The 22,765-nt window shown below is 63.5% G+C and carries 32 protein-coding genes and 2 tRNA genes; 20 read left to right on the top strand and 14 right to left on the bottom strand.

Annotation, left to right across the window (positions count from 1 at the left end; genetic code table 11):
• Window positions 1-2: 2 nt before the first annotated feature.
• Window positions 3-878: a LysR family transcriptional regulator gene (locus tag HQR01_RS03585; RefSeq protein ID WP_173212637.1), complete on the bottom strand. Its 876-nt coding sequence runs from the start codon at window positions 876-878 to the stop codon at window positions 3-5.
• 89 nt (window positions 879-967) lie between these two features.
• Here HQR01_RS03585 and HQR01_RS03580 point away from each other — a divergent pair, with 89 nt between their 5' ends.
• The 7 genes from HQR01_RS03580 (at window position 968) to HQR01_RS03550 (ending at window position 4,743) form a co-directional block, all read left to right on the top strand.
• Entirely contained in the window at window positions 968-1,912 is a 945-nt protein-coding gene (locus HQR01_RS03580; protein WP_173212635.1) for an alpha/beta fold hydrolase, read from the top strand.
• A gap of 186 nt (window positions 1,913-2,098) precedes the next feature.
• Entirely contained in the window at window positions 2,099-2,443 is a 345-nt protein-coding gene (locus tag HQR01_RS03575; protein WP_173212633.1) for an HPF/RaiA family ribosome-associated protein, read from the top strand.
• Window positions 2,444-2,617: 174 nt separating this feature from the next.
• A tRNA-Met gene (locus HQR01_RS03570) sits at window positions 2,618-2,693 on the top strand.
• A 64-nt stretch (window positions 2,694-2,757) separates the two neighbouring features.
• Window positions 2,758-2,832: transfer RNA gene (locus HQR01_RS03565), tRNA-Phe, on the top strand.
• 226 nt (window positions 2,833-3,058) lie between these two features.
• Window positions 3,059-3,685 carry a dioxygenase family protein gene (locus HQR01_RS03560; RefSeq protein ID WP_173212632.1) on the top strand — a complete coding sequence of 209 codons (627 nt, stop codon included), beginning with the start codon at window positions 3,059-3,061 and terminating at the stop codon, window positions 3,683-3,685.
• Window positions 3,686-3,724: 39 nt separating this feature from the next.
• On the top strand, window positions 3,725-4,024 hold the full coding sequence (locus tag HQR01_RS03555) for a helix-turn-helix domain-containing protein (RefSeq protein WP_173212630.1): 300 nt from the start codon (window positions 3,725-3,727) through the stop codon (window positions 4,022-4,024).
• A gap of 254 nt (window positions 4,025-4,278) precedes the next feature.
• Window positions 4,279-4,743 carry a RidA family protein gene (locus HQR01_RS03550; RefSeq protein ID WP_173212628.1) on the top strand — a complete coding sequence of 155 codons (465 nt, stop codon included), beginning with the start codon at window positions 4,279-4,281 and terminating at the stop codon, window positions 4,741-4,743.
• Between the two features lie 62 nt (window positions 4,744-4,805).
• On the opposite strand, the gene HQR01_RS15315 is transcribed toward HQR01_RS03550, so the two are convergent.
• The 4 genes from HQR01_RS15315 to HQR01_RS03535 form a co-directional block, all read right to left on the bottom strand.
• A complete protein-coding gene (locus HQR01_RS15315; RefSeq protein ID WP_267905499.1) occupies window positions 4,806-4,940 on the bottom strand; it encodes a hypothetical protein in 135 nt (44 codons plus the stop codon).
• Window positions 4,941-5,026: 86 nt separating this feature from the next.
• Window positions 5,027-5,476 (bottom strand): YaiI/YqxD family protein, encoded by a 450-nt coding sequence (locus HQR01_RS03545; protein ID WP_173212626.1) that lies wholly within the window; start codon window positions 5,474-5,476, stop codon window positions 5,027-5,029.
• Between the two features lie 20 nt (window positions 5,477-5,496).
• Complete coding sequence (locus HQR01_RS03540; protein WP_173212625.1) at window positions 5,497-5,805, bottom strand: alkylphosphonate utilization protein; 309 nt, start codon at window positions 5,803-5,805, stop codon at window positions 5,497-5,499.
• Between the two features lie 112 nt (window positions 5,806-5,917).
• Window positions 5,918-6,661 (bottom strand): hypothetical protein, encoded by a 744-nt coding sequence (locus HQR01_RS03535; RefSeq protein WP_173212623.1) that lies wholly within the window; start codon window positions 6,659-6,661, stop codon window positions 5,918-5,920.
• Between the two features lie 126 nt (window positions 6,662-6,787).
• Here HQR01_RS03535 and HQR01_RS03530 point away from each other — a divergent pair, with 126 nt between their 5' ends.
• The 10 genes from HQR01_RS03530 to HQR01_RS03485 all read left to right on the top strand — a co-directional run bounded on the left by HQR01_RS03530 (window position 6,788) and on the right by HQR01_RS03485 (window position 13,048).
• Window positions 6,788-7,708 carry an oxygenase MpaB family protein gene (locus tag HQR01_RS03530; RefSeq protein ID WP_173212621.1) on the top strand — a complete coding sequence of 307 codons (921 nt, stop codon included), beginning with the start codon at window positions 6,788-6,790 and terminating at the stop codon, window positions 7,706-7,708.
• Window positions 7,705-8,091: an EthD domain-containing protein gene (locus tag HQR01_RS03525; protein WP_173212619.1), complete on the top strand. Its 387-nt coding sequence runs from the start codon at window positions 7,705-7,707 to the stop codon at window positions 8,089-8,091. The genes HQR01_RS03530 and HQR01_RS03525 overlap by 4 nt, the downstream gene beginning before the upstream one ends.
• Window positions 8,088-8,855, top strand: a complete 768-nt coding sequence (locus HQR01_RS03520) for a glutathione S-transferase family protein (RefSeq protein WP_173212617.1) — start codon at window positions 8,088-8,090, stop codon at window positions 8,853-8,855. The genes HQR01_RS03525 and HQR01_RS03520 overlap by 4 nt, the downstream gene beginning before the upstream one ends.
• 19 nt (window positions 8,856-8,874) lie before the next feature.
• Window positions 8,875-9,324: a PaaI family thioesterase gene (locus HQR01_RS03515; RefSeq protein ID WP_173212616.1), complete on the top strand. Its 450-nt coding sequence runs from the start codon at window positions 8,875-8,877 to the stop codon at window positions 9,322-9,324.
• A gap of 180 nt (window positions 9,325-9,504) precedes the next feature.
• On the top strand, window positions 9,505-10,398 hold the full coding sequence (locus HQR01_RS03510) for a hypothetical protein (RefSeq protein WP_173212614.1): 894 nt from the start codon (window positions 9,505-9,507) through the stop codon (window positions 10,396-10,398).
• A gap of 62 nt (window positions 10,399-10,460) precedes the next feature.
• The gene (locus HQR01_RS03505; RefSeq protein ID WP_173212612.1) at window positions 10,461-10,865 is read left to right on the top strand and encodes a GFA family protein; all 405 of its coding nucleotides are present in this window, start codon (window positions 10,461-10,463) and stop codon (window positions 10,863-10,865) included.
• 47 nt (window positions 10,866-10,912) lie between these two features.
• A complete protein-coding gene (locus HQR01_RS03500) occupies window positions 10,913-11,818 on the top strand; it encodes an alpha/beta hydrolase (RefSeq protein WP_173212610.1) in 906 nt (301 codons plus the stop codon).
• Window positions 11,819-11,827: 9 nt separating this feature from the next.
• Window positions 11,828-12,253 (top strand): COG3650 family protein, encoded by a 426-nt coding sequence (locus HQR01_RS03495; protein WP_173212608.1) that lies wholly within the window; start codon window positions 11,828-11,830, stop codon window positions 12,251-12,253.
• A complete protein-coding gene (locus HQR01_RS03490) occupies window positions 12,250-12,603 on the top strand; it encodes a hypothetical protein (protein WP_173212606.1) in 354 nt (117 codons plus the stop codon). The genes HQR01_RS03495 and HQR01_RS03490 overlap by 4 nt, the downstream gene beginning before the upstream one ends.
• On the top strand, window positions 12,596-13,048 hold the full coding sequence (locus HQR01_RS03485; protein WP_173212604.1) for a DUF3429 domain-containing protein: 453 nt from the start codon (window positions 12,596-12,598) through the stop codon (window positions 13,046-13,048). The genes HQR01_RS03490 and HQR01_RS03485 overlap by 8 nt, the downstream gene beginning before the upstream one ends.
• Window positions 13,049-13,058: 10 nt before the next feature.
• On the opposite strand, the gene HQR01_RS03480 is transcribed toward HQR01_RS03485, so the two are convergent.
• On the bottom strand, window positions 13,059-14,480 hold the full coding sequence (locus HQR01_RS03480) for a S41 family peptidase (RefSeq protein WP_173212603.1): 1,422 nt from the start codon (window positions 14,478-14,480) through the stop codon (window positions 13,059-13,061).
• A gap of 159 nt (window positions 14,481-14,639) precedes the next feature.
• Here HQR01_RS03480 and HQR01_RS03475 point away from each other — a divergent pair, with 159 nt between their 5' ends.
• Together HQR01_RS03475 and HQR01_RS03470 are read left to right on the top strand one after the other, a co-directional pair.
• On the top strand, window positions 14,640-15,296 hold the full coding sequence (locus HQR01_RS03475) for a YbhB/YbcL family Raf kinase inhibitor-like protein (protein ID WP_173212601.1): 657 nt from the start codon (window positions 14,640-14,642) through the stop codon (window positions 15,294-15,296).
• Between the two features lie 25 nt (window positions 15,297-15,321).
• A complete protein-coding gene (locus HQR01_RS03470) occupies window positions 15,322-15,573 on the top strand; it encodes an SWIB/MDM2 domain-containing protein (RefSeq protein ID WP_173212599.1) in 252 nt (83 codons plus the stop codon).
• 5 nt (window positions 15,574-15,578) lie between these two features.
• Here the strand turns inward: HQR01_RS03470 and HQR01_RS03465 are convergent, their stop codons facing one another.
• The 3 genes from HQR01_RS03465 to HQR01_RS15205 are packed head-to-tail and all read right to left on the bottom strand — an operon-like array spanning window position 15,579 to window position 16,698.
• On the bottom strand, window positions 15,579-15,977 hold the full coding sequence (locus HQR01_RS03465) for a DoxX family protein (protein WP_173212598.1): 399 nt from the start codon (window positions 15,975-15,977) through the stop codon (window positions 15,579-15,581).
• The gene (locus HQR01_RS03460; protein ID WP_188115107.1) at window positions 15,974-16,411 is read right to left on the bottom strand and encodes a cupin domain-containing protein; all 438 of its coding nucleotides are present in this window, start codon (window positions 16,409-16,411) and stop codon (window positions 15,974-15,976) included. Before HQR01_RS03460 ends, HQR01_RS03465 begins: the two co-directional genes overlap by 4 nt.
• A complete protein-coding gene (locus tag HQR01_RS15205; protein WP_234030239.1) occupies window positions 16,408-16,698 on the bottom strand; it encodes a DUF427 domain-containing protein in 291 nt (96 codons plus the stop codon). The genes HQR01_RS03460 and HQR01_RS15205 overlap by 4 nt, the downstream gene beginning before the upstream one ends.
• Window positions 16,699-16,766: 68 nt before the next feature.
• Here HQR01_RS15205 and HQR01_RS03455 point away from each other — a divergent pair, with 68 nt between their 5' ends.
• Window positions 16,767-18,035 carry a dipeptidase gene (locus tag HQR01_RS03455; protein ID WP_173212594.1) on the top strand — a complete coding sequence of 423 codons (1,269 nt, stop codon included), beginning with the start codon at window positions 16,767-16,769 and terminating at the stop codon, window positions 18,033-18,035.
• A 4-nt stretch (window positions 18,036-18,039) separates the two neighbouring features.
• Here HQR01_RS03455 and HQR01_RS03450 read toward each other — a convergent pair whose 3' ends face one another.
• The 5 genes from HQR01_RS03450 to HQR01_RS03430 all read right to left on the bottom strand — a co-directional run bounded on the left by HQR01_RS03450 (window position 18,040) and on the right by HQR01_RS03430 (window position 22,719).
• Window positions 18,040-18,249: a hypothetical protein gene (locus HQR01_RS03450; RefSeq protein ID WP_173211767.1), complete on the bottom strand. Its 210-nt coding sequence runs from the start codon at window positions 18,247-18,249 to the stop codon at window positions 18,040-18,042.
• An 89-nt stretch (window positions 18,250-18,338) separates the two neighbouring features.
• A complete protein-coding gene (gene dapD, locus HQR01_RS03445) occupies window positions 18,339-19,163 on the bottom strand; it encodes a 2,3,4,5-tetrahydropyridine-2,6-dicarboxylate N-succinyltransferase (protein WP_173212592.1) in 825 nt (274 codons plus the stop codon).
• A 48-nt stretch (window positions 19,164-19,211) separates the two neighbouring features.
• A complete protein-coding gene (locus tag HQR01_RS03440) occupies window positions 19,212-20,294 on the bottom strand; it encodes a phosphotransferase family protein (RefSeq protein WP_173212590.1) in 1,083 nt (360 codons plus the stop codon).
• A complete protein-coding gene (locus tag HQR01_RS03435; protein WP_173212588.1) occupies window positions 20,294-21,382 on the bottom strand; it encodes a Zn-dependent alcohol dehydrogenase in 1,089 nt (362 codons plus the stop codon). Before HQR01_RS03435 ends, HQR01_RS03440 begins: the two co-directional genes overlap by 1 nt.
• A complete protein-coding gene (locus HQR01_RS03430) occupies window positions 21,382-22,719 on the bottom strand; it encodes an acyl-CoA dehydrogenase family protein (protein WP_173212586.1) in 1,338 nt (445 codons plus the stop codon). The genes HQR01_RS03435 and HQR01_RS03430 overlap by 1 nt, the downstream gene beginning before the upstream one ends.
• Window positions 22,720-22,765: the final 46 nt, after the last annotated feature.

Below are 22,765 nucleotides of genomic sequence, written 5' to 3'. Positions count from 1 at the left end.
AGCTATGCGAGTGTCGCCCGAAAACTCTGAACAACCCATCGCCTTACCTTGCGCATAGCGGGGTCGTTGCGGGTTTCGGGGTGATAGACAAGCCAGACGTCGCGCGGGGCAATGGGATATTGCGCAAGTGGAATTAGCCCGATTCCTTTGCCCAGGAAATTCGGGAGCAAAGCCAAACCCTGACCATGGCTGCATGCAATTGCCAGCGCGCGCACGCTGGAAGAGCGTAGTGTGATTCTGTCATGGATACCCAGCTCCTCGACCAGGCGGTTCTCGGCAATGTTGCCAAACCCCTGGTCGAACCAGACTATGTTTTCATCCTGCAACCTGACATCTGCTGGGTCGCGATCCGCCAGTTGTGTGGTGTTGATGAATACGGACATGCCGATGCTGGGCAGCTTGCGCATGATCAGATTGGACTGAACAGGACGCGCCAGCCGGATTGCCAGGTCAGTTTCACCGAATTCGAGACTGGAAAGCTCAAAACTGGACTCGAACTCAAACAGGGCATCGGGGCAGCTTGATCGCAACCCCACGATATGTGGCATCAATATCTCATTGATCACCGTCTCCGTTGCGGAGATGCGCACGGGCCGACGGTTCTCGAACCGATGGTAGTGTTTTGCCAGCCGCGGAACCTGGTTCAAGAATTGCGACGCATCTTTCACCGACGCGAGTATCGCGGCTCCCGCCTCAGTGGGGACTACGCCGCCGCGTGCGCGATGGAGTAGGGTCAGGCCAAGCGCCTGCTCCAACCCGTCAATCCGGCGCGTTATCGTGCTTACGGCGCAACCCAGTTTCTCGGCTGCACGCGACATCGATCCGGTATCGGCAACGATCCCCAGCGTGCGTAATGCTTCCCAATCAGGATCGCTCATCTTGCAAAAATAGCAGTTAAAATTGCGAATACGCAATAGATGACCGTTCTTCCCGCGATAAAACGGATGTCAACGACAGGAGAATCCTCGTGGGCAGCATTCTGCAAAACCTCGCCTTGCGCCTCGATGCAGGCTTCAACGCGAAACACATCGACCGATTCAGGAACGGGTGGCCTGCATCGTCACGTAGCGACATCAGCTTCTTCGAAACGGATCGAGTGCTGTTTCGCTATCGGGAGATTGCAGGACCTTCGGGCGCACCGACGCTTGTCTTTACCGCCGATCCGCCCGTTACGCTTGAACACTATGACGCGATGATAGAGCTTGCCTCCAAGGATTTTCGCCTGGTGATCTTCGAACTGCCGGGGCAGGGGTTTTCGCCGGGCAAGTCCGCCTATCGGTTTGGCTTTCGCGAAACCAATGACGAAGTGGCCAGATTTCTGCGGCAAGTCGCAGGGGAAGGGGCCATCTACGCATTTTCATGTGTCGCAGGGCTGGCAGCCGTTGATATCGCAACCCGGTATCCCGAGTTGGTATGCGCGCTCATCCTGATCCAGGCTGCCGATCCTGGCGGGCTTGATGTTTGGAAGAAGTCGCGTGACCCCAAAGGGATACTCCGAAAGCCAATCCTCGGCCAGTATATGATGCGAAAACTCGCTGGCGACCGCATGCCCAAATGGTTCGAATTGGCGCTCGGCCGAGCCTCCGATCACGAGCGGTTCTGCTCATGCTCGCGCACTTCGATGGGGCATGGTGCACTATGGTCATTGGCGAGTGCGTTCCAAGCCTATCATAACGCTGATATCGAACTCGCCCAGCCAGCCCAGCCATGCTTGGCGATCTGGGGCGAATTGGACGGATCGCATACTCCAGAGACACGGGCGTCGACTACCAACATGGCCCCTGGGATGGAGGTCCGGTCTCTACCTGCCGCAGGACATTTCCCCGAACTGCAGGATCCGGCAATCGTCTTTCGCACGATCAAGGATTGGCTCGCGACACAACGTATTGGCGAGAACGAGAAGGCTTCGTAACATTTGCGGGGAGACGAGATTTACCTGACTAGCTCAATCCAGCCCAGCATGATCCATAGGTGTCACTGAAGTATCAGAAAAATACTGTTTCATACCCCGTTGAACCGCTCCGAAACGGACTAGTATCCCGCCCAATCCTCCCCATCTCGGTAGGTGAGAGAACCGCAACCTAGAGGAGCACCCGCCATGCAGGTCCAGTTCAATTCCGACAGCAGCGTCATGGGCACGGAAAACGTCGCCGCCCGCATCGAGGCCAAGGTGCGTGACAAGCTGGCGCGGTTCGAGGATCGGCTGACCCGGCTCGAAGTCCACGTTCGCGACGACAATGCGCGCAAGGGCGGGGCGGACGACAAGGCCTGCACCATCGAGGCCCGCCCCCGCGGCGGCCGCGCGATCGGCGTGACCGAACACGCCGCTACCGTCGATGACGCCGCCCGGCTGGCCGCCGCCACCCTCGCCCAGCGGCTCGAACGGCACTTCGGAAAAAGCGAGCGCCACGGCCACGATCCACGCCCCGACAAGGTGATATAGTTCGCCACGGACACGACCCGTGCCTCGGTAAGCGAATGTAATCATTAGTGTCTTGCCAACGAGGAACGACCCACCTAAACGGGCTGCCCCATGATTCGACACGAGCTCTTTACCACCGCGCGAATGCCTCTCGCCCCACGGCGAGGGTAGTCGTTCGCGCATGCTGCCCATCGGTGCAGCGTAGCTCAGTGGTAAGAGCACGGCTCTCATAAAGCCGAGGTCGCCGGTTCAAGTCCGGCCGCTGCAACCAACCGATGTTTCTCAGTCCAAGCCTGCGCGCGGATCGCTGCCAAGCGGTCGCCGCCGCGCATTGTGCCGAAGTAGCTCAGTGGTAGAGCGGCAGATTGAAGATTTGCGCGTCGGTGGTTCGATCCCACCCTTCGGCACCATCCCCCTTTCCTGTTGCAGGAAACGCTGCGCTACTCTGCCGGAAGCCGCTCCACGAACCCGCTCACTTGCAGCGCTAAGCAGTGTCGGGTCAGGCTTCGACCCTAGCCACCAGCTTGCGCACAATTTCGCGCACCTCGGCAGGGGTTTCGACTCCGATAGACTCCCACCTCCAAGACCGTTAGCCTCCCCACAGGGCCGCCAAGACTCCATGGGGGGAGGGCGTTCGTGTCCCATCATCATTACATCATCTCGCGCCGCGCATTCGCTGCGGGTGCGATCGGCGTCGCGGCAGCCGGGCCGCGCGTGCTGGCGCAGGCGGTTACCGCGACGTCGGGCATGGGGCCGTTCTACCCCGCCGGCTATCGCGGCGAGACCGATGCCGACCTCACACATGTTGCAGGGGCAGCACGGCGGGCCGAGGGGCAGGTGATCGAGGTGGTCGGGCGTGTGCTCGACAAGCTGGGCAACCCCATTCGCGGGGCGCAACTCGATATCTGGCAGGCGAACACGCACGGTCGCTATGACCACCCGCAGGACCCGGCCGTCATGCCGCTCGACCCGGGCTTTCAGGGCTTTGCGCGGATCTCGACCGGTGGTGACGGCAGCTGGAAGCTAACCACCATCAAGCCGGGCAGCTACGACAGCCCGATCGGAAACCGCCCCCCGCATATCCATATGGATGCGCTGGGCAGCAGCACACGCGCCATGCTGCAGATGTATTTCCCAGAAGATGCCGAAGCGAATGCGCGCGACACGCTCTACAAGACGCTGGGCGCCGACGCCCCGACGGCGATCGCGAGTGCGCTTGGCGACCACCGATACAGTTGGGACATCGTGCTGCTGGAAGGCTGACCTTTCCTACAAACCCCCATTCGTGCCCTATCCTCACGGATGAGCACCAAACCCGACAATAGCCGCTGGACCGGCGCCAAGGCCGCGGCCTTCCTCAAGCTGCTGGCGGGGCACGGCAAGGTAGCGCGCGCGGCGCGGGAGGTGGGGATGAGCCGGCAGGCCGCCTATCGCCTGCGCGCGCGGGCGCCGCAGTTCGCACAATTCTGGGAACAGGCGATGGAGCTCGCGAAGCGGCGGCGTGCCTCGTCGCGGCGGGGCCGCAAGCCAGTCCATCCGCTGCTCGCCCGGAAGCCGGTGCCTTATGCCGAATGGGGCGACAGTTTGGGGCCAAACGGGTGACGGCGCTCCGCCGGCATAGTGACGCTTTGCGCGCGTTCTGGATGACAGGTCGCCTGCGCAGGGTGACGGTTCGGGCCCCTTGGGTGACACGGCAGGCTACAGGGTCACGCTTTTGCGGCGCAGGGTCACGCAATCGGCGTTTTTATCGCTGGACCCTGTTCCACATGTTCCATCCTGTAGGTGGATGTGCGCGCAAGCTTGCATCGCGGGCGGATCGCGGCTCCACTCGTGCGGATCCTTCAGGGAGAACCGCCATGTCCGTCCGCTCGCGTGCCTGTGTCGCCGCTTTCTCCGCCGCGCTGATCACGGCCGCCCCCGCCGTGGCGGAGGAACCCGCGCCGCCCGTCTTCTCCCCCTCGACGCTGCCCTATCCTTTCTCCAGCGCGGTGCAGGTGGGCGATGTGCTTTACCTGTCGGGCGATATCGGCGCGGATGAGAGCGGGCTCGCGGTGGTGCCCGGCGGGATCGAGCCCGAGACGCGGGCAATGTTCGCGCGCATTGGCGCGACGCTTGCTGCGCATGGGCTGGGCTTCGACGATGTGTTCAAATGCACCGTGTTCCTCGCCGACATGAGCGAGTGGCCCGCCTTCAACGCGATCTACGCCGAGCATTTCACCAAGGGCAGCTATCCCACACGTTCGGCGCTGGGCGTCAATGGCCTGGCGCTGGGCGCGCGGGTGGAAATGGAATGCTGGGCCTGGAACCCGCAGAGCGGGTAGGCGCGGTCAGCGCCGCGGCGCGAGCAGGAAAGCGCCGCGCGCGGGCACGCCGGGAGATTGCGTCAGCTGTTCCTCATGTTCTCCAGCCCCTTGATGCTCCCGGGCTTCAGGCTGGGTTGGCTGGCATTGAGCTTGGGTCCCTTGTCCGCCTTGGGCTTGCGTGCTTCGCGGCTCTTCTTGCGTTGGCCTTTGGCCATGGCTTGTTCCAATCGGGACGGTATGCCCCGCAGCAGGGTCTACGCTCTTTCGCACGGCATGGCGCGTTAATTCGGGCCAGGCGGGGTCAGCTGCGCTGCAACCGGGTCAGCACGAGGTCGAGCGCCTGGAGGAAACGCGACCGATCGGCCTTGGAGAAGGGCGGCGGGCCGCCGGTGATGCCGTCCATCCCCGCGCGCAGGTCTGCCATGATCGCGCGGGTGGCAACCGCGCCGCCGATACTCGCCGCATCGAACGGCTTGCCATTGTGGGCGAGGACCTGGGCCCCGGCGGCAAGGCACCGCTCGGCCAGCAGGATGTCGGCGGTGATCACCACGCTGCGCGGGTTTGCGTGTTCGGCGATCCAGTCGTCGGCGGCGTCGAACCCGTCGCTCACCACCACGCGGCGGATGCGCGGGTCTTGCGGTACGCGAAAGGGGCTGTTGCTGACCACGCGGACCTCGGCCTTGAAGCGTTCGGCGACGCGATAGACCTCGTCCTTCACCGGGCAGGCGTCGGCATCGACGAGGATTGTCACCGCGCGGTCAGGCGGCCGGGTCACCGCTTGCGCACGAACTCGGCACGCAGCACCAGACCCTTGATGCCGGGGTACTTGCAGTCGATCTCCTGCGGGTCGCCGGTGAGGCGGATCGACTTGATCAGCGTACCCTGCTTCAGCGTCTGGCCCGCGCCCTTGACCTCGAGGTCCTTGATCAGCGTGACGGCGTCACCGTCGGCCAGCAGGTTGCCGACGGCGTCGCGCACTTCGACCTGTCCGTCTGCGGCCTGCTTTGCGGCGAGCTCGCTCGCCGGCATCCATTCGCCGCTGTCTTCGTCGTAGACATAGTCCTCGTCGTCGCCACTCATCGTATCGGTTCCATCGTCTCACAGGGGGTCCGGGCCCCTTGGAACCGTTTGGCTGCGATGCCAAGTGCGGGACCTGGATTTCCTGTTTGCGAAGGACCGGGATTGGCCGTGGTCAACCCCCGCCGAGGAAGGCCTTCGTTGCCTCTCCGTAGCTTTCGGTGCCGTATACCCATGCGGCGACCGCGTAGATCGTAAACAGTATTGGCGCGCCGACACGATAGACCGGGTGCAACGCGCCGCGCGAATAGAGGTCCCAGGCCATGCCGATCGCGATGATCAGCATCGAACCGCCGAAGCCGATGAAGAGGTGGGTGAAGTAATTGTCCGACGCCCAGAATAGCGTGGGATCAAAGGACGAGACGGTGCGCAGATGCGCACCCGCGCAGATCGTGGCGGTGGCCATCAGGATCAGCCGCTTGTGCGCAGGCGGATTGGTCCGGGCTCGCCATGCCAGGGGCACCAGCACTGCGAAGGGTACTAGATAGAAGATCGTGAAGGCAGAAAAGGCGCCGCTATTGCCATTGGCCACTTCGCGCTGTTGTGCGGCGAACTCTGCTACTCCTGCGGACAGAACCATCAGCGCGGCGAGCGGCAGCATCGCCAGGCCGAACTTGCGGTGCCAGTCCATCCGTCCGGTAGCGGCCAGGCCTGCCTGCATCGCCAGCAGGACCAGCCATGCCGCGAAGCTCCAGACATGGAGCTGGAGGGCAACCGAAGCGGGTTCCTGGAAGTCGTCAAAGAAGCGCTCGGTAACCGGCTCGCGGAAGCCGAGCAGCACGATGAGGAGGATATAAATCCAGAGGGCAGCCCAGAACCGGCTGTCCCCCGAATGGCGCGCAGCAAATCGTGTATCCATGCGGACATCCCCCATGCCCCCGACCCGGTGCGGATGATGCATCAGAATCCAGCGCCTTGCAAAGCCTCTGCTTGCCGGATGGCGAAACGGTGGCATGATGCGGATTGAGAGAGGGAGCGACGCGCCGTGACGCCAGACCTGCCACCCGCATACCAGGTCGATTTCCGCTCGCCGCAGGGCGAGCCGGGACTGGTGCCACCCGGTTCCATCCAGTGGCGTGTGTTCAAGAACCCGATCGCGCTGGGTATCGGTGGGGTCGCAGCGGTGCTGCTCGAATTCGCCGATGCCCGCATCCGCTCGGGGGTGTGGGACCATTCGATCTACAAGGTCGACCCGATCGGCCGCTCGCAACGTACCGGCATGGCCGCCATGGTCGGGGTGTTCGGCCCGGCCTCTGCTGCGCGACGCGTGATCGGCGGGGCAAACCGGATGCATCGCAAGGTGGAGGGTGAGACGCCCACGGGCGAGGCGTACCGCGCTCTCGATCCGGAGCTGCTGGACTGGGTCAGCGCAACTGCAGGCTATGGCTTTCTCGAAGCCTATCACCGCTTTGTCCGGCCGCTCTCCGCCGAGGACCGTACGCGCTACTACCAGGATGGGGAGGCGGTCGCGCGGCTCTATGGAGTCGAACATCCGCTGACCAGCGATGCCGACTTCTTCGCCATGCTCGATCACCTGTTCCCGCGTTTTGAGGCGCACCCGATCAATCGCGAGTTCCTCGATATCATCCAGTCGGGCCGGGCAGCACCGACGATCCCCAAGTTCCTTCATCGCGCGCTGGCGCGCGCCGCAGTGTCGCTGTTGCCGGCCAGGGTACGGGAGCGGATGGAGTTGGGAAGCGAGTTCGACCTGACCACGCGCGATCGGGTGGCGCTCAGGCTGGCGGGCAGGCTGGCGGATCGTGTCGGATCGCCGGCGATGCCAGCCTGGCAAGCGGCCGAGCGTCTTGGCCTACCCGGACGCTTTGCCTGGATGAGCCCCGCGCATCAGCAGCGCCTGCTGGCCCAGCGCGGGGAACTACTAACGCAAGCGGAGCCCGCGGAGTGATCAAGCTGACCTATTGTCTCCACCGCCTGCCAACGCTGACCCGCGAAGAATTTCAGCGGTATTGGCGCGAGACGCACGCACCGCTGGTCGCTGCAGCGGGACCGGCGCTGGGTATCCGCCGCTATGTCCAGTGCCACACTTTCGAAAGCGACATCGGTGCGGGGACGGCGGCGGGGCGCGACATGCCGCATGGCGGGGGCGAGGATTTCGATGGGGTGGCCGAGCTGTGGTTCGACAGTGAGGAAGCGGTCGCCGCGCTGCTCGGCGATCAGGAAGGCCTGCGGCACGCGCACATCCTGCTTGAGGACGAACGCAATTTCATCGACTTTTCCCGCAGCCGCGCCTTCATGGTGCGTGAGAATGTGGTGATCGGAGAGCCATGAACGACAACGATCAGCCGATCCTGATCATCGGCAGTTTCGCCAGCCCCTATGTGCGCAAGGTGCTCGCCTGCCTCGAGCTCAAGGGACTTGCCTACACAGTCGATCCGATAACGCCGTTCTACGGCAATGACGAGTTCTCGCGTCTCTCGCCGCTGCGGCGCATCCCGGTGCTGGTGCAGGGCGACCTAGCCTTGTCCGACAGCTCGGTGATCTGCGCCTGGCTCGATGAAGCCTATCCCGATCGTCCGATGCTGTTGCCCGACGGTACGCCGGCCGAGCGGGCGCGGGCGCGGTGGCTGGAAGAATTCGCCGACAGTCGCATGGGCGATGTGTTCATCTGGGATTTGTTCTTCCAGAAACGCGTCCACCCGGCAGTGTGGGGCGAACCCGGGGATCAGGCGCGGATCGATGCGGCGATGAATGAAAAGATCCCGGCGATCCTCGAGTATCTCGAAGGCGAGGTGCCGGCAGAGGGATATATCTTCGGTGATGCGATGGGCCTGGCGGACGTTGCCCTGGCGACGTTCTTCCCCAACGCGAGCTACGCCGGCTACCAGGTCGATGCGGCGCGCTGGCCGCATGTGGCGGGTTTCGTGGGGCGCTGCCTTGCGCATCCGGCCTTTGCCAAACCCATGTCCTACGAAGCGGCCCTGCTCAGGTCCTCGCAAGCCGAGAGGCGCGACGCACTGCTCGCGGTTGGGGCGCCGTTGAGCGAAGTTACCTATGGGCTGCCCGAGCCGCGCAAGGGACTCATGGATCTGTAAATCTAGGAAGGGAGAGAGCATGAGCGCGTCCGCAGAGAAGCCAGTCTATCGCGTACCTTTCGTTGAACGCACCGGAATGCGCCGGATCGAGGAAGGGCGTGGCCATTCGAAACTGCTGATGCCGCTCGAAGGCAATGCCAACCATGTCGATGTGATGTATCTGGGCGCCTTCTGCGTGCTGGCTGAGGCAGTGGCTGCGGGGCCGGGGATATCCATTCTCGATACCGCGCGCTATTTCCCGATCATCAAGGATATCGCGGTCGACTTCCACCGCATGGCGGCGAGCGATGTCACGGGTGAATACACACTCTCGGACGAGCAAATTTCCGGCCTGCTCGCCGACCTGGAGCGCAAGGGGAGCGCTGGCTATACCGCTGAAGTGCCAATGCACGATGCCGATGGGGCGCTGGTTGCGACCGGCCGGGTGACGGTCAAACTGCTCTCGCATTCCTGGCCGCCGAGAGGCTGACCGGGTACTAGTGCTTGCCTTTGCGAAGACGCGAAAGGTTCGGCGCCTTCACTTCGCTTTAACCCCGCCCTTGAACCGGCACGCAATGGTTCAGGGCCTAGGTTAACGCCGCAGTGAGGAATCGCTGCTACCAACCCTGCGTGACCGTGGGGGTTGGGTCCGACCAGGAAGTGATTATCGATGCATGCATTGCAGGAACTCTTCGCAAGCGCTGAGGGTGAGACTCATTGGGAATCCGAGCTGCGTTCGCTGTTCGAAGCAGGGGAGCTCGATGAGATACACGCCCGCCTCGAACCCGCGCTAGCCGAATTGGAGAGCGAATTCGGCGAGATGTGCCTCGCGATCACTCCAGACCAGGTGACCATCACCGGCTGGGACGAACTGGTCGAGGCGATCCAGGGCCACGAAGGCGAACCAATCACTGCGATGACGCTGGCGATCGCCAACGAGGCGGACCGGGCCTTCGAGAAGGGCCAGTTGCACCATCCCTATATGCTGCTGGGCCTCTACACCGACGAGCCATTCCGCTTCAGCGAAGCTAGCGCCGCAGACCTGCTTGCCCAGACCCAGGTCGAGGACGGCCCCGCCTGGGCGGGCTGGGACGAGGATATCGAGGTCTATCTCGACATCGACGGCCTCGACCGTCTCAATACGACGCTGCTGCATCACAAGCAAAGGCACTTCTTCCGCGACGATGCACCCGACAAGGCTCCGCTGCGCTATGTCGAATATGTGCTGGGCTGCTGGTGGCGCGCGCTGCTGTTCCATCAGGCGGTCGCCAGCGAATGCGCGATCCACGGACTGCCGGGCGGGATCCCGATCGTTTCGGGCATGGTCGACATGCGCCCGGAAATCGTGATGATCCACGGCATCGGCGCGCCCACGGTGGAACGCGAACGCGAGACCGAATTGAAGCCTGCCGCGCCAATCATTGCCGCGGACTTCATCCAGGTCCGGGCGATCGAAGAGGTGAAGGAACTCACCGGAGCCGACCTGCGCCGCCGGGTGGTCGAGACGGGTCAGGAAGATGAAGCGCCCAAGAAGGGACTCATGGCCCGACTGTTCGGGCGCTGACGCAAGCCGCTGGACAGCTTCCTCGCTTCGTATAGGCTGGACGAAGAGAGGGAGAAACGGCGATGAGCAGGACCGAAGGGGGCTGCCTGTGCGGGGCGGTCCGATACAGTTTCGAGGGTGAGCCGGCGGGTGCAATGGTGTGCCATTGTACCCATTGCCAGAAGCAGTCGGGCAGCGCCTTTTCGACCATCCTCAGCCTGCCCGAGTCCGCGCTCGAAGTACGCGGTGAGCCGATCATCTACCGCGACCATGGCGAAAGCGGGAAGGCCGTCGATCGCATATTCTGCGGCGCATGCGGGTCGCCGCTGTTCTCGAAGGTCGAAGTCGCGCCGGGCATGGTCTTCATCAAGGCCGGTACGCTCGACGACGCGAGTGGGTTTGCGCCAAGCATGCATTTCTGGACGCGCAGCAAGCAATGCTGGGTCGAAACCGGCGATCTTCCGGCGTTCGAGGCCAATCCCGGCTGACGCAGAAGCCAACGCGTTACCAATCCAGAAACCTGGAGAGTTCCCGAATGCCGAGCATAGCCGCGCGCCTCACCAATTTCGCCCTGCCACTGTTGGGAATCAAACGCTTCTTCGCGCAACCGGACAAGATCGACGCGCGGATTGCGCAGCTGCGCCAGCGCAAGCCCGCGCGACCGGGCAAGAACCTGCATGCCCGCTTCGACATTGCCGAGGATACGAGCCGGGGTTTCCCGGTCTTCACGCTGACGCCTAAGGGTGGGGCTGCACCCGGCGCACGGCATCTGCTCTATTTCCACGGTGGGGGCTACGTCATGCCGATCGCGCCGCAGCACTGGTCACTGGTGGCCGACCTGTGCGAGCGGCTGGGCGCTTCGGCGACGATCCCGCTTTACCCCCTCGCACCCGAGCACAAGGCTGCGGACACCCTGCCGGCAATGCGCGCGCTCTATGGTGAGCTTGCCGAACAATACGGCGCAGGCGGCATAACGATTATGGGCGATAGCGCTGGCGGGGGAATGGCATTGGCCGTCGCACAGATGGTCCTGGCCGATGGCGGAGCCTTGCCGGGCTCGCTGGTGCTGTATTCGCCGTGGCTCGATGCGACCGCCCGTGCCGAAGGGCAAAGAGCGATCGAACCGCGCGATCGGATGCTGGCGGTGAGTGGGCTGGAGGCCTGTGGCCAACGCTATCGTGGAGAGCTGCCGATCGACGACCCGCGTGTCAGCCCGCTGTTCGGTGAGCTCAAAGGGTTGCCTCGCATGGCGATCTTTGCAGGAAGTAGCGACATCCTCGTCGTCGATGCGCGACGGCTCGTTGCGCGTCTTGCCGAAGCGGGGCTGCCGGAGCATGTCTACCATGAGTATGAAGACCTGTTCCATGTCTGGATGCTGCTGGCGATCCCCGAAGGCCGCCAGGCACGCGAACAGACGGTACAATTCATTGTAGGTAAGTGAGTCTGGGTAATGCGATTTCTGCTGGTGCTGGTAGCGGGGGCAACATTGACGGGTTGCCAGCCTGCGGACCCAGCGTCCTCTTCCGGCCCCAACGAGGCTTTTGACGGTATCAAGGACGGCGAGACGGTTCAGTTCACCGGGACCGAGCCGTTCTGGGGCGGTGAGGTGGCCGACGGCATGGTGCGATATTCCACCCCCGACAGGCCAGATGGAGTACGCTTTGCTGCCGACCGGTTTGCCGGGCTCAACGGGGTCAGTTTCAGTGGCAAGCTTGACGGCACTAGTTTCGACCTGATGGTGACGCCAGGGACCTGTTCGGACGGGATGAGCGATCGCAGCTATCCGTTCACTGCGACACTGCGGCTTGGCACCGAAACACGCGAAGGTTGCGCCTGGACCGCGGCCAGTCCCTTCGAGGGGGACGAGACGCCATGAGCGGCGCGGTCCCGGGTGGATGGAAGGCGTTCTTCTGGCTTGCTTGCCTCTACAATCTCGTGATCGGGCTTGGCGCGTTTCTCGCCGCGCCTTGGGGGTCGCCTGACGCAGTCTCGGCCGTGCTCGTCGCCTGTTTCGGGATCGTCTACGGGCTCGTCGCGCGCGATCCCGTGCGGTTCGCGCCGGTCCTGATCCCTGGGATCGTGGGCAAGGCAATGGTCGTGCTGATGATCGGCCTGCCGAATTGGCGCGTGGGGGGCGATCCGGCACTCGGTGCCATTGTGGCCGGAGACCTGCTTTTCGCGACCGGCTTTGCCATCTTCCTGTGGCGGCAATCCCGCCATGCGTGACATTCCCGGGACGCCGCGCCTCCTGGGGCTGGCGGGCCTGTTGCCGCAACTGGCTTGCGTGCTGATCCTCTATCTCGGGCCAATCGAGTTGCGCTACGCAGCACAGGCGATCGCCTTCGGCTACGCCGCCCTGATCTTCAGCTTCCTTGGCGGCATGTGGTGGGGCATTGCTGCCGCCGCCCCCGCCGCGGAGCGGAGGCAGGCACTGGGCTGGCTGTGGATCGCGGCGGTTGTACCCAGCCTGATCGCACTGGGCGCCTACCTGCCGTGGGTGTTTGGCAAGACCTGGCCCGAACCGTCGCTGGTCATGCTTGGCGCGGCTATCCTGATGAGTCCCGCGGTGGACGCGAAACTGGGTCCGCTGGCGCCACGCTGGTGGATGGCGCTGAGGGTCCCACTCTCGCTTGGCCTCGGAGCCATGACCGTGGCGGCCGCGCTGGCCTGAGGTCGCGGACTTAGAAAAGTCCCGGTGTGTTCACCTGCGCGGCGCTAGGTCGCGTCGCCTGCATCAGCTCGCGTCCTGGACCCTCGTCCCTGACGGCGGTGCTCTTCGCGACTGAACTGATCGCGGTGCAGCTGCGCCCGGCGAGAAAATCGAGGGCGGTCGCGATGGACGCTTCCTGTGGATCGCCGAGTGGCTTCAGGTAATCGTCATTGGCGCTGCAGGTGCGCGGCATCACGCTGGCCAAACCGTCGTAATAGTCGCCGCCGTCGTCCGAATTCACCGTACGGAAGGCGACAAGCCGCAGGCGGTCGTCGCAGGCTGAACGGTCGCGGGCGATCTGGCCAACCGGCTTGCCGTAGGTGTCGGTCCCGATCAGGGCGATGTTGGTGCCCAGATAGGGAATGAAGGAATTGGGCACCAGCTCGCTTGCCGACGCGGTATTCTCCGTGCCGATGATGGCAAGCTTGGTCGCCGCGATGGCTTGGGTCTGGCTTTCGAAAAGCTTCGTGTCGTCGTTGACGCTCTTGGAACTGCGGAAGATCGTCTTGCTAAATACCTGCCCGGTCTTGTCCGCGCCCAGCAGGTCGCCAAGCAGTTCGGCCACCGAGACGAGGCCTCCCCCGTTATAGCGCAAGTCGAGGATGATTTGTTCGATACCCTGCTGGCGGAACTGGTCAAATGCCTGGCGCAGCTGGTTCGAAGCGTCCTGGATGATGAAGGTACGCAGGTTGATATAGCCGACATTCGTCCCGCCATTGTCGAGGATCAACGCACCATAGCGGTCGGAAATCGGATCGAGCGAATAGTCGGCCTTGGTTACGTCCACCGTGAACTGCGAGCCGTCGGGCTGGCGGATAGTCAGCGAACGGGTCACGCCCGCTTGCGTCGGGCCCAGCGCATCGGACACTGCGCCCGCAGGGTTGCCTGGATTGGCGGCCATGATGCTGGAAACGGTCTGCCCATTGATCGCGAGGATTTCGGAACCGCGGTCGATCCCTTGCGCAAATGCTGGTGCCGTTTCGAAGGCTTCGACCACGAACACCCGGCGCGCGCTCGTGTCATAGCTCAGGCGCACGCCGAAACCCGCGTTCGATCCGTTGGCGATGAGGTCGTTCTCTTCCTGGATCGAGGTCAGGTAGGTGAAGAAGCGGTCCCGGTTCTGCGCGCGCGCCGGCGCAACCAGCGCATCGATATAGCTCTGGACAGAACCGAAGCTTACCTTGTTCACCGTTGTGTCGAGCAGGTCCGGGAAGAGGTACCATTCATTGATCTGGCCCAGCGCCCAATCCTGCCGCGTGCCAAGCGAGCAATCCGCTGTCGTGCCGCCTCCGCCTGTGCCGCCTCCCGTGCTGGCTCCGCCACCACCACCGCCGCCACACGCGGCGAGCGAAAAGGCCAGGACTGTGCTGACGATACCGCGACCAATGGACATCTTGCAGGCTCCCCCTGAGTGCTGGTGGCTCGAACGACTGATACTGAGCCGGGATGCGCAATTAACTCGCGATGAGCAAGTCTCGCACCTTGGCAAGCCTTCCTATCCGTATTTTTTCGGTGAATTGAGGTGAAAACGGTGCAAATTCACCTTGGCTGCATGGTTTTCCACTCCGCGCTGTGCCTTAACGACCTCGCTCGGGCCCGCAATTGCGTGGCTGAGAGAGGAGAAAAGGTCGTGAGTGGTGCTGCGCAGTGGGTCGAACAGGCGGTCGGCGGGGGAGCAATCCCGGCTGGATTGACGCTGGCGCGGGTGGCCGACGAGCGTGTGATGGGCCGCTCCGGACTGACCTTGACGAGCGATGCCTTTCGCCACGGCGGCGAGCTCGACCCCTGCTTCACCGCCTGCGAGGAAGACTCGGTCGCCCCACCGCTTGAATGGACTGCGCCACCTCCCGGTGCGCACGAACTGGTGCTGGTGGTCGAAGACGCCGAAACCGGCCACGTTCACTGGACGGTCTGGGGCTTGGCCCCGCAGAAGGGCAAATTACTCGAGGGCGAGACTCCGCCGCGCACCGGCAAGAATGCCTATGGTAACTCCGAATGGCTGCTGCCCGACCCGCCGCTTGGCGAAGAGCACCGCTACGTTTTTCAGCTTTTTGCGCTCGACCTGCCGCTCACCTTGATGCCGGGGGCAACGCATGAGGAACTCGTCCGCAATCTGGACGGACACGTGACCGCCGCCGCGGTCCTCACCGCCCGTTTCGAAGGCCATGAGGTCGAGGAATGGGACGAGGGTCTCGACGACGATGATTGAAGCATAGCCAAGGAAAGGATTAGTCATGGCTGGCAAGAACAACGCCCTGCAGAAGCCGGTGAATCTCTCGCCGGAACTGGAAGCCGTCGTGGGTAAGGGTCCGCTGACCCGCGCCCAGGTGACGTCGAAGGTGTGGGATCACATCAAGGCGAACGGCCTTCAGGATTCGAAGGACAAGCGCATGATCAACCCCGACGCCAAGCTCGGCGCGGTGATCGGCAAGGACCAGATCTCCATGTTCAAGATGACGGGCGCCGTCTCGAAGCACATGAGCTGATCGGGCTACCGGCGGCGTAGCGGCCAGTCCGTCACGCCGCCGGTCCACAGCGCGAGCCAGACGAGCATCGGCTGCGCGAACATCCTCGGCACGTGATAGCCGAGCCCAAACCCGTGATCAGGACGCGCCATATCGAGCGCGAAATGATGGATATTCGCGGGGAACACGCAGATTGCGTAAAGCGCGAGCCCGATCGCTCCGGCACGCCTGAGCGGTGCGGATAGCGGCTGGGCCAAGGCCGCGGCACCCAGCAGCTCGGCAACTCCGGTCCAGAACACCACCGCTTCCGGCCATGGGACCCATCCGGGCATGATCTTGAGGAATGACGCGGGCGCGGCGAGGTGGAAGTATCCGGCCACGATATAGAAGGCCGCGAGTGTCCAGCGCAGGGCGGGCCGTATCATCTGGCAGGACTCCAATTAGGCCCGGCCAGGGTGAAGCCGGAGAACTCGAAACCCGGCGACACGATGCACGATACCAGGCTGTAGCCGCTTAAGCCGGGCAGCGGTCGCGCAGCTTGCCACCAGTGCGGGTTGATTACGTGCTGCGGCCTCTCCCCAGCCAGGACATCTCCACCCAGAGCGACGGTCTCAATGGGGCCATCATCGGTTTCGGCCAGCGCCAGCTCAATCCCGTCGCCGGCGTGCCACAGCCAGATCTCGGTCGCGTCGACACGGTGCCAATGCGATCGTTGTCCTGTCTCCAGCAGAAAGTGGATCGCGGTGGCGCTCGATCGCTCGCCATGCGCCGCGGGTGCCCGCCAGGTCTCGCGATACCACCCGCCTTCGGGGTGCGGCGCAAGCCCAAGGTGCTTGATGACGGCTTGGGCGGAACTCACTCCTCCAACACCTCGACCCCCTTCCAGAACGCGATGCGATCCCGGATTTGGGCTGCAGCTTCCTTGGGTTCGGGATAATACCACGCCGCGTCGATGTTGGTCGCTTCGCCCACCGATAGCGAGTGGTAGTGGGCGGTTCCCTTCCATGGACAGATCGTCGTGGTTGAACTGGGCTCCAGCACTTCGGCGTCAACGGCATCGCGGGGGAAGTAGTGGTTTCCTTCGACTACCACCGTATCGTCGCTGCGAGCGATCGTGTGGCCGTTCCATCGGGCGATCATCGTCATGTCGTGGGCCTTTCCTTGTTCGGCCTGTTTGCTAGGAGATGGCCCGTTACTGCAAGAGGTTCCCGAAAATGCGTCACTTCGCACTCGCAACTGCTGCCCTGACCATCGTGCTCGCTTCGCCCGCCGTGGCCAAGCCGACCCCGGAGGAGATCGCCGCAGCGGCGCTGGAGGCCGCGCCGGTGTGGGACGGTCATAACGACGTGCCCTATGCCCTGCGCGAGCGTTTCGGGAACGTGATCAACGATTTCGACTTCGTCGACACGCTCGACACTGAAACCCCCGAAACCAAGGCGATGCACACCGACCTTACCCGCTTGCACAAGGGACATCTCGGCGCGCAGTTCTGGTCGGTTTATGTCAGCGCCAGCCTGCCGGAACCAGAGGCCGTGCAGCAGACGATCGAGCAGATCGACGTCACCAAGCGCCTGGTAGCCCGCTATCCTGACGCCATGCAGCTGGCACTGACCGCCGACGATGTCGCGCGGGCGCTGAAGGCGCACAAGATCGCCTCGCTCATGGGCATGGAGGGCGGGCAGTCGATTGGATCGAGCCTGGCGGTACTGCGCCAGATGTATGCCCTGGGCGCGCGCTACATGACGCTGACGCATTCGAAGACGCTCAGCTGGGCCGACAGCGCAACCGATACCCCGAAGCATGGTGGATTGACCGATTTCGGGCGCGACGTGGTGCGCGAGATGAACCGTCTGGGCATGCTGGTCGACCTCAGCCACGTGAGTGAAGCAACGATGCATGATGCGCTCGATGCGGCGCAGGCCCCGGTGATTTTCAGCCATTCCGGTGCACGCGCGATCAACGGTCACGCGCGCAATGTGCCGGACAGCGTGCTTGCGCGCCTGCCCGAGAACGGTGGAGTGGTGATGGTTGTGGCACTGCCTGGCTTCCTCAGCGAGGAACAACGCGCCTGGTTCGCGGCCCGGTCGGGAGAAGAGGCACGGCTCAAGACCTTGTGGCAGGGCCAGCCCGACGAGGTTGCGGCACAGCTCGCCAAGTGGGATGCCACGAACCCCACGCCATTGGCCACGACTAGCCAAATGGCAGACCATATTGACCATGTCCGGGACATTGCCGGGATCGACCATATCGGCATCGGCGGCGACTATGACGGCATGCCGGGTGGCCCGGTAGGGATGGAGGATGTCTCCGGCTATCCGGTGCTGTTCGCCGAACTGGCGCGGCGTGGCTATTCGCAAGAAGACCTTGAGAAGATCGCCTCGCGCAATGTCATGCGCGTCCTGCGCGCGGCAGAAGCCTATGCTGCGAGCCAGGCCGATGCATTGCCGATTGAAAGCAGCGCTGCTGCCGAGGCCGAAGAATGATGCCTTAGCTGGGGCGGCCCAGCTCTGATGCGCGATCGTGTTTCTCGGCGTTCTCGTCGCTGGCACCCGTTAGTGCGGGAATGATCCAGACGATCGACATCAGGATAAGCGCGAGCAGCAGTCCGCCCGCCAGCACCCAGCGCACGACGCCCTCTTTCGAGCCGCCGCTGGCCTCGACGTCGTCGAGATGGATCTCTTCGCCTTGCTTGTACATGCCACAGACTCCCCAAGGTGGCCCGATTGCGCGGGCTCCGGGAAATCTACGGTCGATGCGGTCGAAGGTTCCGGTCGAATGGCCAGCGATTAGTCGCGCAGCAGCTCGTTGATCCCGGTCTTCTCGCGGGTCTGGGCATCGACCGTCTTGACGATCACTGCGCAAGCGAGGCCGGGACCGCCGTCCTTGCCCGGCATCGAACCGGGGACGACGACCGAATAGGGCGGGATATGCCCGCGGATCACTTCGCCACTGTCGCGGTAGACGATCTTGGTCGATTGGGTGATGAAGACGCCCATGGCGACAACACAGCCTTCGCCGACAATCACGCCCTCGACGATCTCCGAACGCGCACCGATGAAGCAGTTGTTGCCGATAATGGTGGGGTTGGCCTGCATCGGTTCGAGAACCCCGCCAATGCCCGCACCTGCCGAGATATGGCAATTCTCGCCGATCTGCGCGCAGCTTCCGATGCTGGCCCAGGTGTCGACCATCGTGCCCTTGCCGACATAGGCGCCGATGTTGACGAAGCTCGGCATCAGCACGCAACCGGGTGCGATATAGGCGCCCTCGCGCGCGATCGCGCCGGGGACGACACGGAAACCGGCTTCGCGGAAGCGCGCATCGTCCCAGCCCGCAAACTTGCTCTGCACCTTGTCGTAGGCTGGATGGCCAGCGCTACCACCTTCCATCACGCGGTTGTCGTTGAGGCGGAAGGACAGCAGGACCGCCTTCTTGAGCCACTGGTTGACCGTCCACCCGCCCTTGCCATCGGGCTCGGCGACGCGACCCTTGCCACTGTCGAGCAGCTTCAGCGCGGTTTCCACTGCCTCGCGCACGTCCGTGCTTTGCGGCGTGACGCTGGCGCGGTCTTCCCACGCAGCTTCGATGCGGCTTTCGAGGTCGGCGCTCATGCTGGTCTCCGTCAATTATCAGGAGCACCCGTTAGCAGTGTAGCCGCGCTAGTCCATCCCCGCGGCAACGGCGAATTCGTAGGCGCGATCCACCAGCGGCGAGACCCGCTCGCTCGCCTCCTTGGCGTGCGCTGACGAGGCCGTGCCATCGATGACCCGCTTCTTGATGCCCTGGATGATCCCCGCCAGACGGAACAGATTATAAGCGAAATACCAGTCCATCGGCGGTACCGGATAGCCGGTGCGCGCGACGTAGCGTTCCACCGCTTCGTCCTGAGAGGGAATGCCGAGTGCTTCAAGGTCCGCGCCGAGAATACCGGCCCGATTGACCGACTCGGTATGCCAGTTGAGCATCAGGTAGCTAAAGTCGGCAATCGGATCGCCCAGCGTCGACAGCTCCCAGTCGAGCACGGCGATCACGCGGTTTTCGGTCTTGTGGAAGATCATGTTGTCGAGGCGATAATCGCCGTGGACGACCGAGCTTTCATGCTGTGGGGGGATGGTCTGCGGGAGCCACTCGATGAGCCGCTCCATCTTCGGCATGTGTTCGGTTTCGGACAGCTTGTACTGCTTCGTCCAGCGGCTGATCTGGCGCGCGCAATAATCGGTCGGCTTGCCGAAATCGGAGAGGCCGATCGCGTCCGGGTTCTGCAGATGCATGTCGGCCATCGTGTCGATCATGGCATTGTAGATTTCCCGCCGATCCTCCCTGGAACAGCCAGGTAGCCTGCCGTCCCACAGGCTGCGCCCGTCGGCCAAGCTCATCACGAAGAACTTCGACCCGATGACCTCGGTATCCTCGCACAGGCCATAGGTCTTGGGCACCGGGAAACCGGTCGGCCCCAGCGCCGACATCGCCTTGTATTCGCGGTCCACCGCATGGGCACTGGGCAACAGCTTGCCGAAGGGCTGGCGGCGCAACACATAGCTGCGTCCGGGCGTGTCTATGCGATAGGTCGGGTTCGACTGGCCGCCCTTGAACTTGGTATAGCTTATCGGGCCTTCATAGCCGTCGACATTGGCTTCGAACCATTCGGTCAGCCGACCGAGGTCGAGCGCGTCGCGCTCCGACACCTCGGTCGTACCGATCATATCGGCGTTGGGATCCGCCTGTTGCACGTCTTCGCCCATCAATCGAACACCACCACGCTGCGCGCGGAGTGGCCCCCTTTCATCTTCTCGAAGCCTTCGTTGATCTTCTCGAGCGGGATCCGCTCGGCAATGATGGTGTCGAGATCGAGCAATCCGCGTATGTAGAAGTCGACCAGGCGCGGCAGATCCACCGGGAAGTGGTTCATCCCCATGATCGCGCCCTGCAGCTTCTTTCCGCCGAGGAGATCGAGGGCACCGAGCCCGACCTTGCAGTCGAGCGGCATCATGCCGAGGATCGTCGCCGTGCCGCCGCGCCGCAGGATCTTGACGGCGAGGTCGGCCGAGGCCTGACGCCCCACAGCCTCGATCGCGTGGTGCACACCCCCGCCGCTGATCTTCATGACCTGGTCGACCGCATCGTCGGCCATGGCATCGACCGCGTGGGTTGCGCCAAGGACCTGCGCCAGATCGCGCTTCTCGGCGATCGGATCGATGGCGATGACCTTACCCGCACCGGCGATTTTGGCGGCATTTATTGTTGCCAGGCCCACGCCGCCGCAGCCGACCACGGCCACGGTTTCACCTGGAACGACCTTGCAGGCGTTGAAGATCGCCCCCGCGCCTGTGGTCACCGCGCAGCCGATCACGGCTGCTCGGTCGAGCGGCATGGCCTTGTCGATCGCAACACAGGCATGCTCGTGGATCAACATCTGCTCGCAGAAGGCCGAAAGGTTGAGCATCTGACCCACCGGCGCGCTGCCGTCGGCACGCATGATGCGCGGCGGGGCGTCGGGCGCGCGGCGGGTGTCGGCACCCAGACACAGAGCCATGCGGCCGGTCACGCAGAACTCGCAATGGCCGCAGAAGGCGGAAAGGCAGGAGACCACATGGTCTCCCGGCTTCACCGTCTTCACTTCCGAACCGACGGCGCGAACCACGCCCGCTGCCTCATGGCCGGGAATGGCCGGCAGCGGGTGCGGATACGCGCCTTCGATGAAGTGCAGGTCCGAATGGCACAGCCCGCAGGCCTTGGTGTCGATCAGGACCTCATGCGGGCCGGGATCGGCCAGTTCGACCTCACCGATGGTCAGACCGCCAACGCTTTCGAGAATTGCCGCCTTTGCCATTAGCGCGCCACTCCCATGTCGCCCGAGCTGAGGTTGTCGTTACCCATGGTCGGTGCCTTGCCGTCGCGCAGGGCGTTGGCGGTGGGGCCAGCCTCGGGCAGGTGCTTGGCGAACTCCATGCGGGCGATCGAGCGCGCGTGGACTTCGTCCGGACCGTCGGCGAGGCGCAGCGTGCGCTGGTGGGCATAGGCGCTGGCGAGGCCGTAATCCTCGGAAACGCCGCCGCCGCCATGGGCCTGGATCGCATCGTCGATGATTTTGAGCGCCATGTTCGGTGCTTGCACCTTGATCATGGCGATTTCCTGCTTGGCATTCTTGTTGCCGACCTTGTCCATCATGTCGGCTGCCTTGAGGCACAGCAGGCGGGTCATGTCGATATCGATACGAGCGCGGGCGACGCGTTCTTCCCAGACCGAATGCTTGTAGATTGGCTTGCCGAAGGCTTCGCGTTCCTGCAGGCGCCGGCACATCTTGGCGAGTGCTTCCTCGGCCACGCCGATGGTGCGCATGCAGTGATGGATGCGGCCCGGACCGAGGCGCCCTTGGGCGATCTCGAAGCCGCGACCTTCGCCCAGCAGCATGTTGGTCACAGGGACGCGGACGTCCTTCATTTCCACTTCCATGTGGCCGTGGGGGGCATCGTCATAACCGAACACCGGCAGGTGACGGATGATGTTGACGCCCGGCGTGTTCTCGAGCGGCATCAGCAGCATCGATTGTGCGGCATGGCGACCGGCCGAAAAATCGGTCTTGCCCATGACGATCGCGACCTTACAGCGCGGATCGCCCAGGCCCGACGACCACCACTTGCGGCCGTTGATGACATATTCGTCGCCATCGCGATCGATGCGGGTTTCGATGTTGGTGGCGTCGGACGAAGCGGTGAAGGGTTCGGTCATGAGGAAGGCGGAGCGGATTTCGCCGTTCATGATCGGGGTCAGCCACTTGTCCTTCTGTTCGCGCGTGCCGTAGCGGTGGAACACCTCCATGTTGCCGGTATCGGGGGCGGAACAGTTGAAGACTTCGGAGGCGAAGCCGACGCGGCCCATTTCCTCGGCGCACAGCGCATATTCGAGGTTGGTCAGGCCGGGGCCTTCGAATTCATAGGTCTCGTCGACATGGTGGTGACCGTCGTTCCGGGGCGGCATGAACAGGTTCCAGATGCCTTCCGCCTTGGCCTTGGCCTTGAGCTCTTCGACCACGGGAATGACCTTCCAGCGATCGCCTTCGGCATCCTGCGCCTTGTAGGTCGGAACTGCCGGACGAACATGTGCGTCGATGAAGTTCTTTACGCGGTCGCGCCAATAGGCCTGCCGCTCGGTGGGTTCGAAGTCCATGATGTCGTCCTCTTCTCTCGATTCCGTTGCTGGGTGAAACTGGCAC

It is taken from the genome of Erythrobacter mangrovi, from assembly GCF_013260645.1.
Classification (GTDB): Bacteria; Pseudomonadota; Alphaproteobacteria; order Sphingomonadales; family Sphingomonadaceae; genus Qipengyuania; species Qipengyuania mangrovi.
Note: the sequence above shows the minus strand (reverse complement) of the source record. Positions and strands in the feature narration are given on the sequence as shown.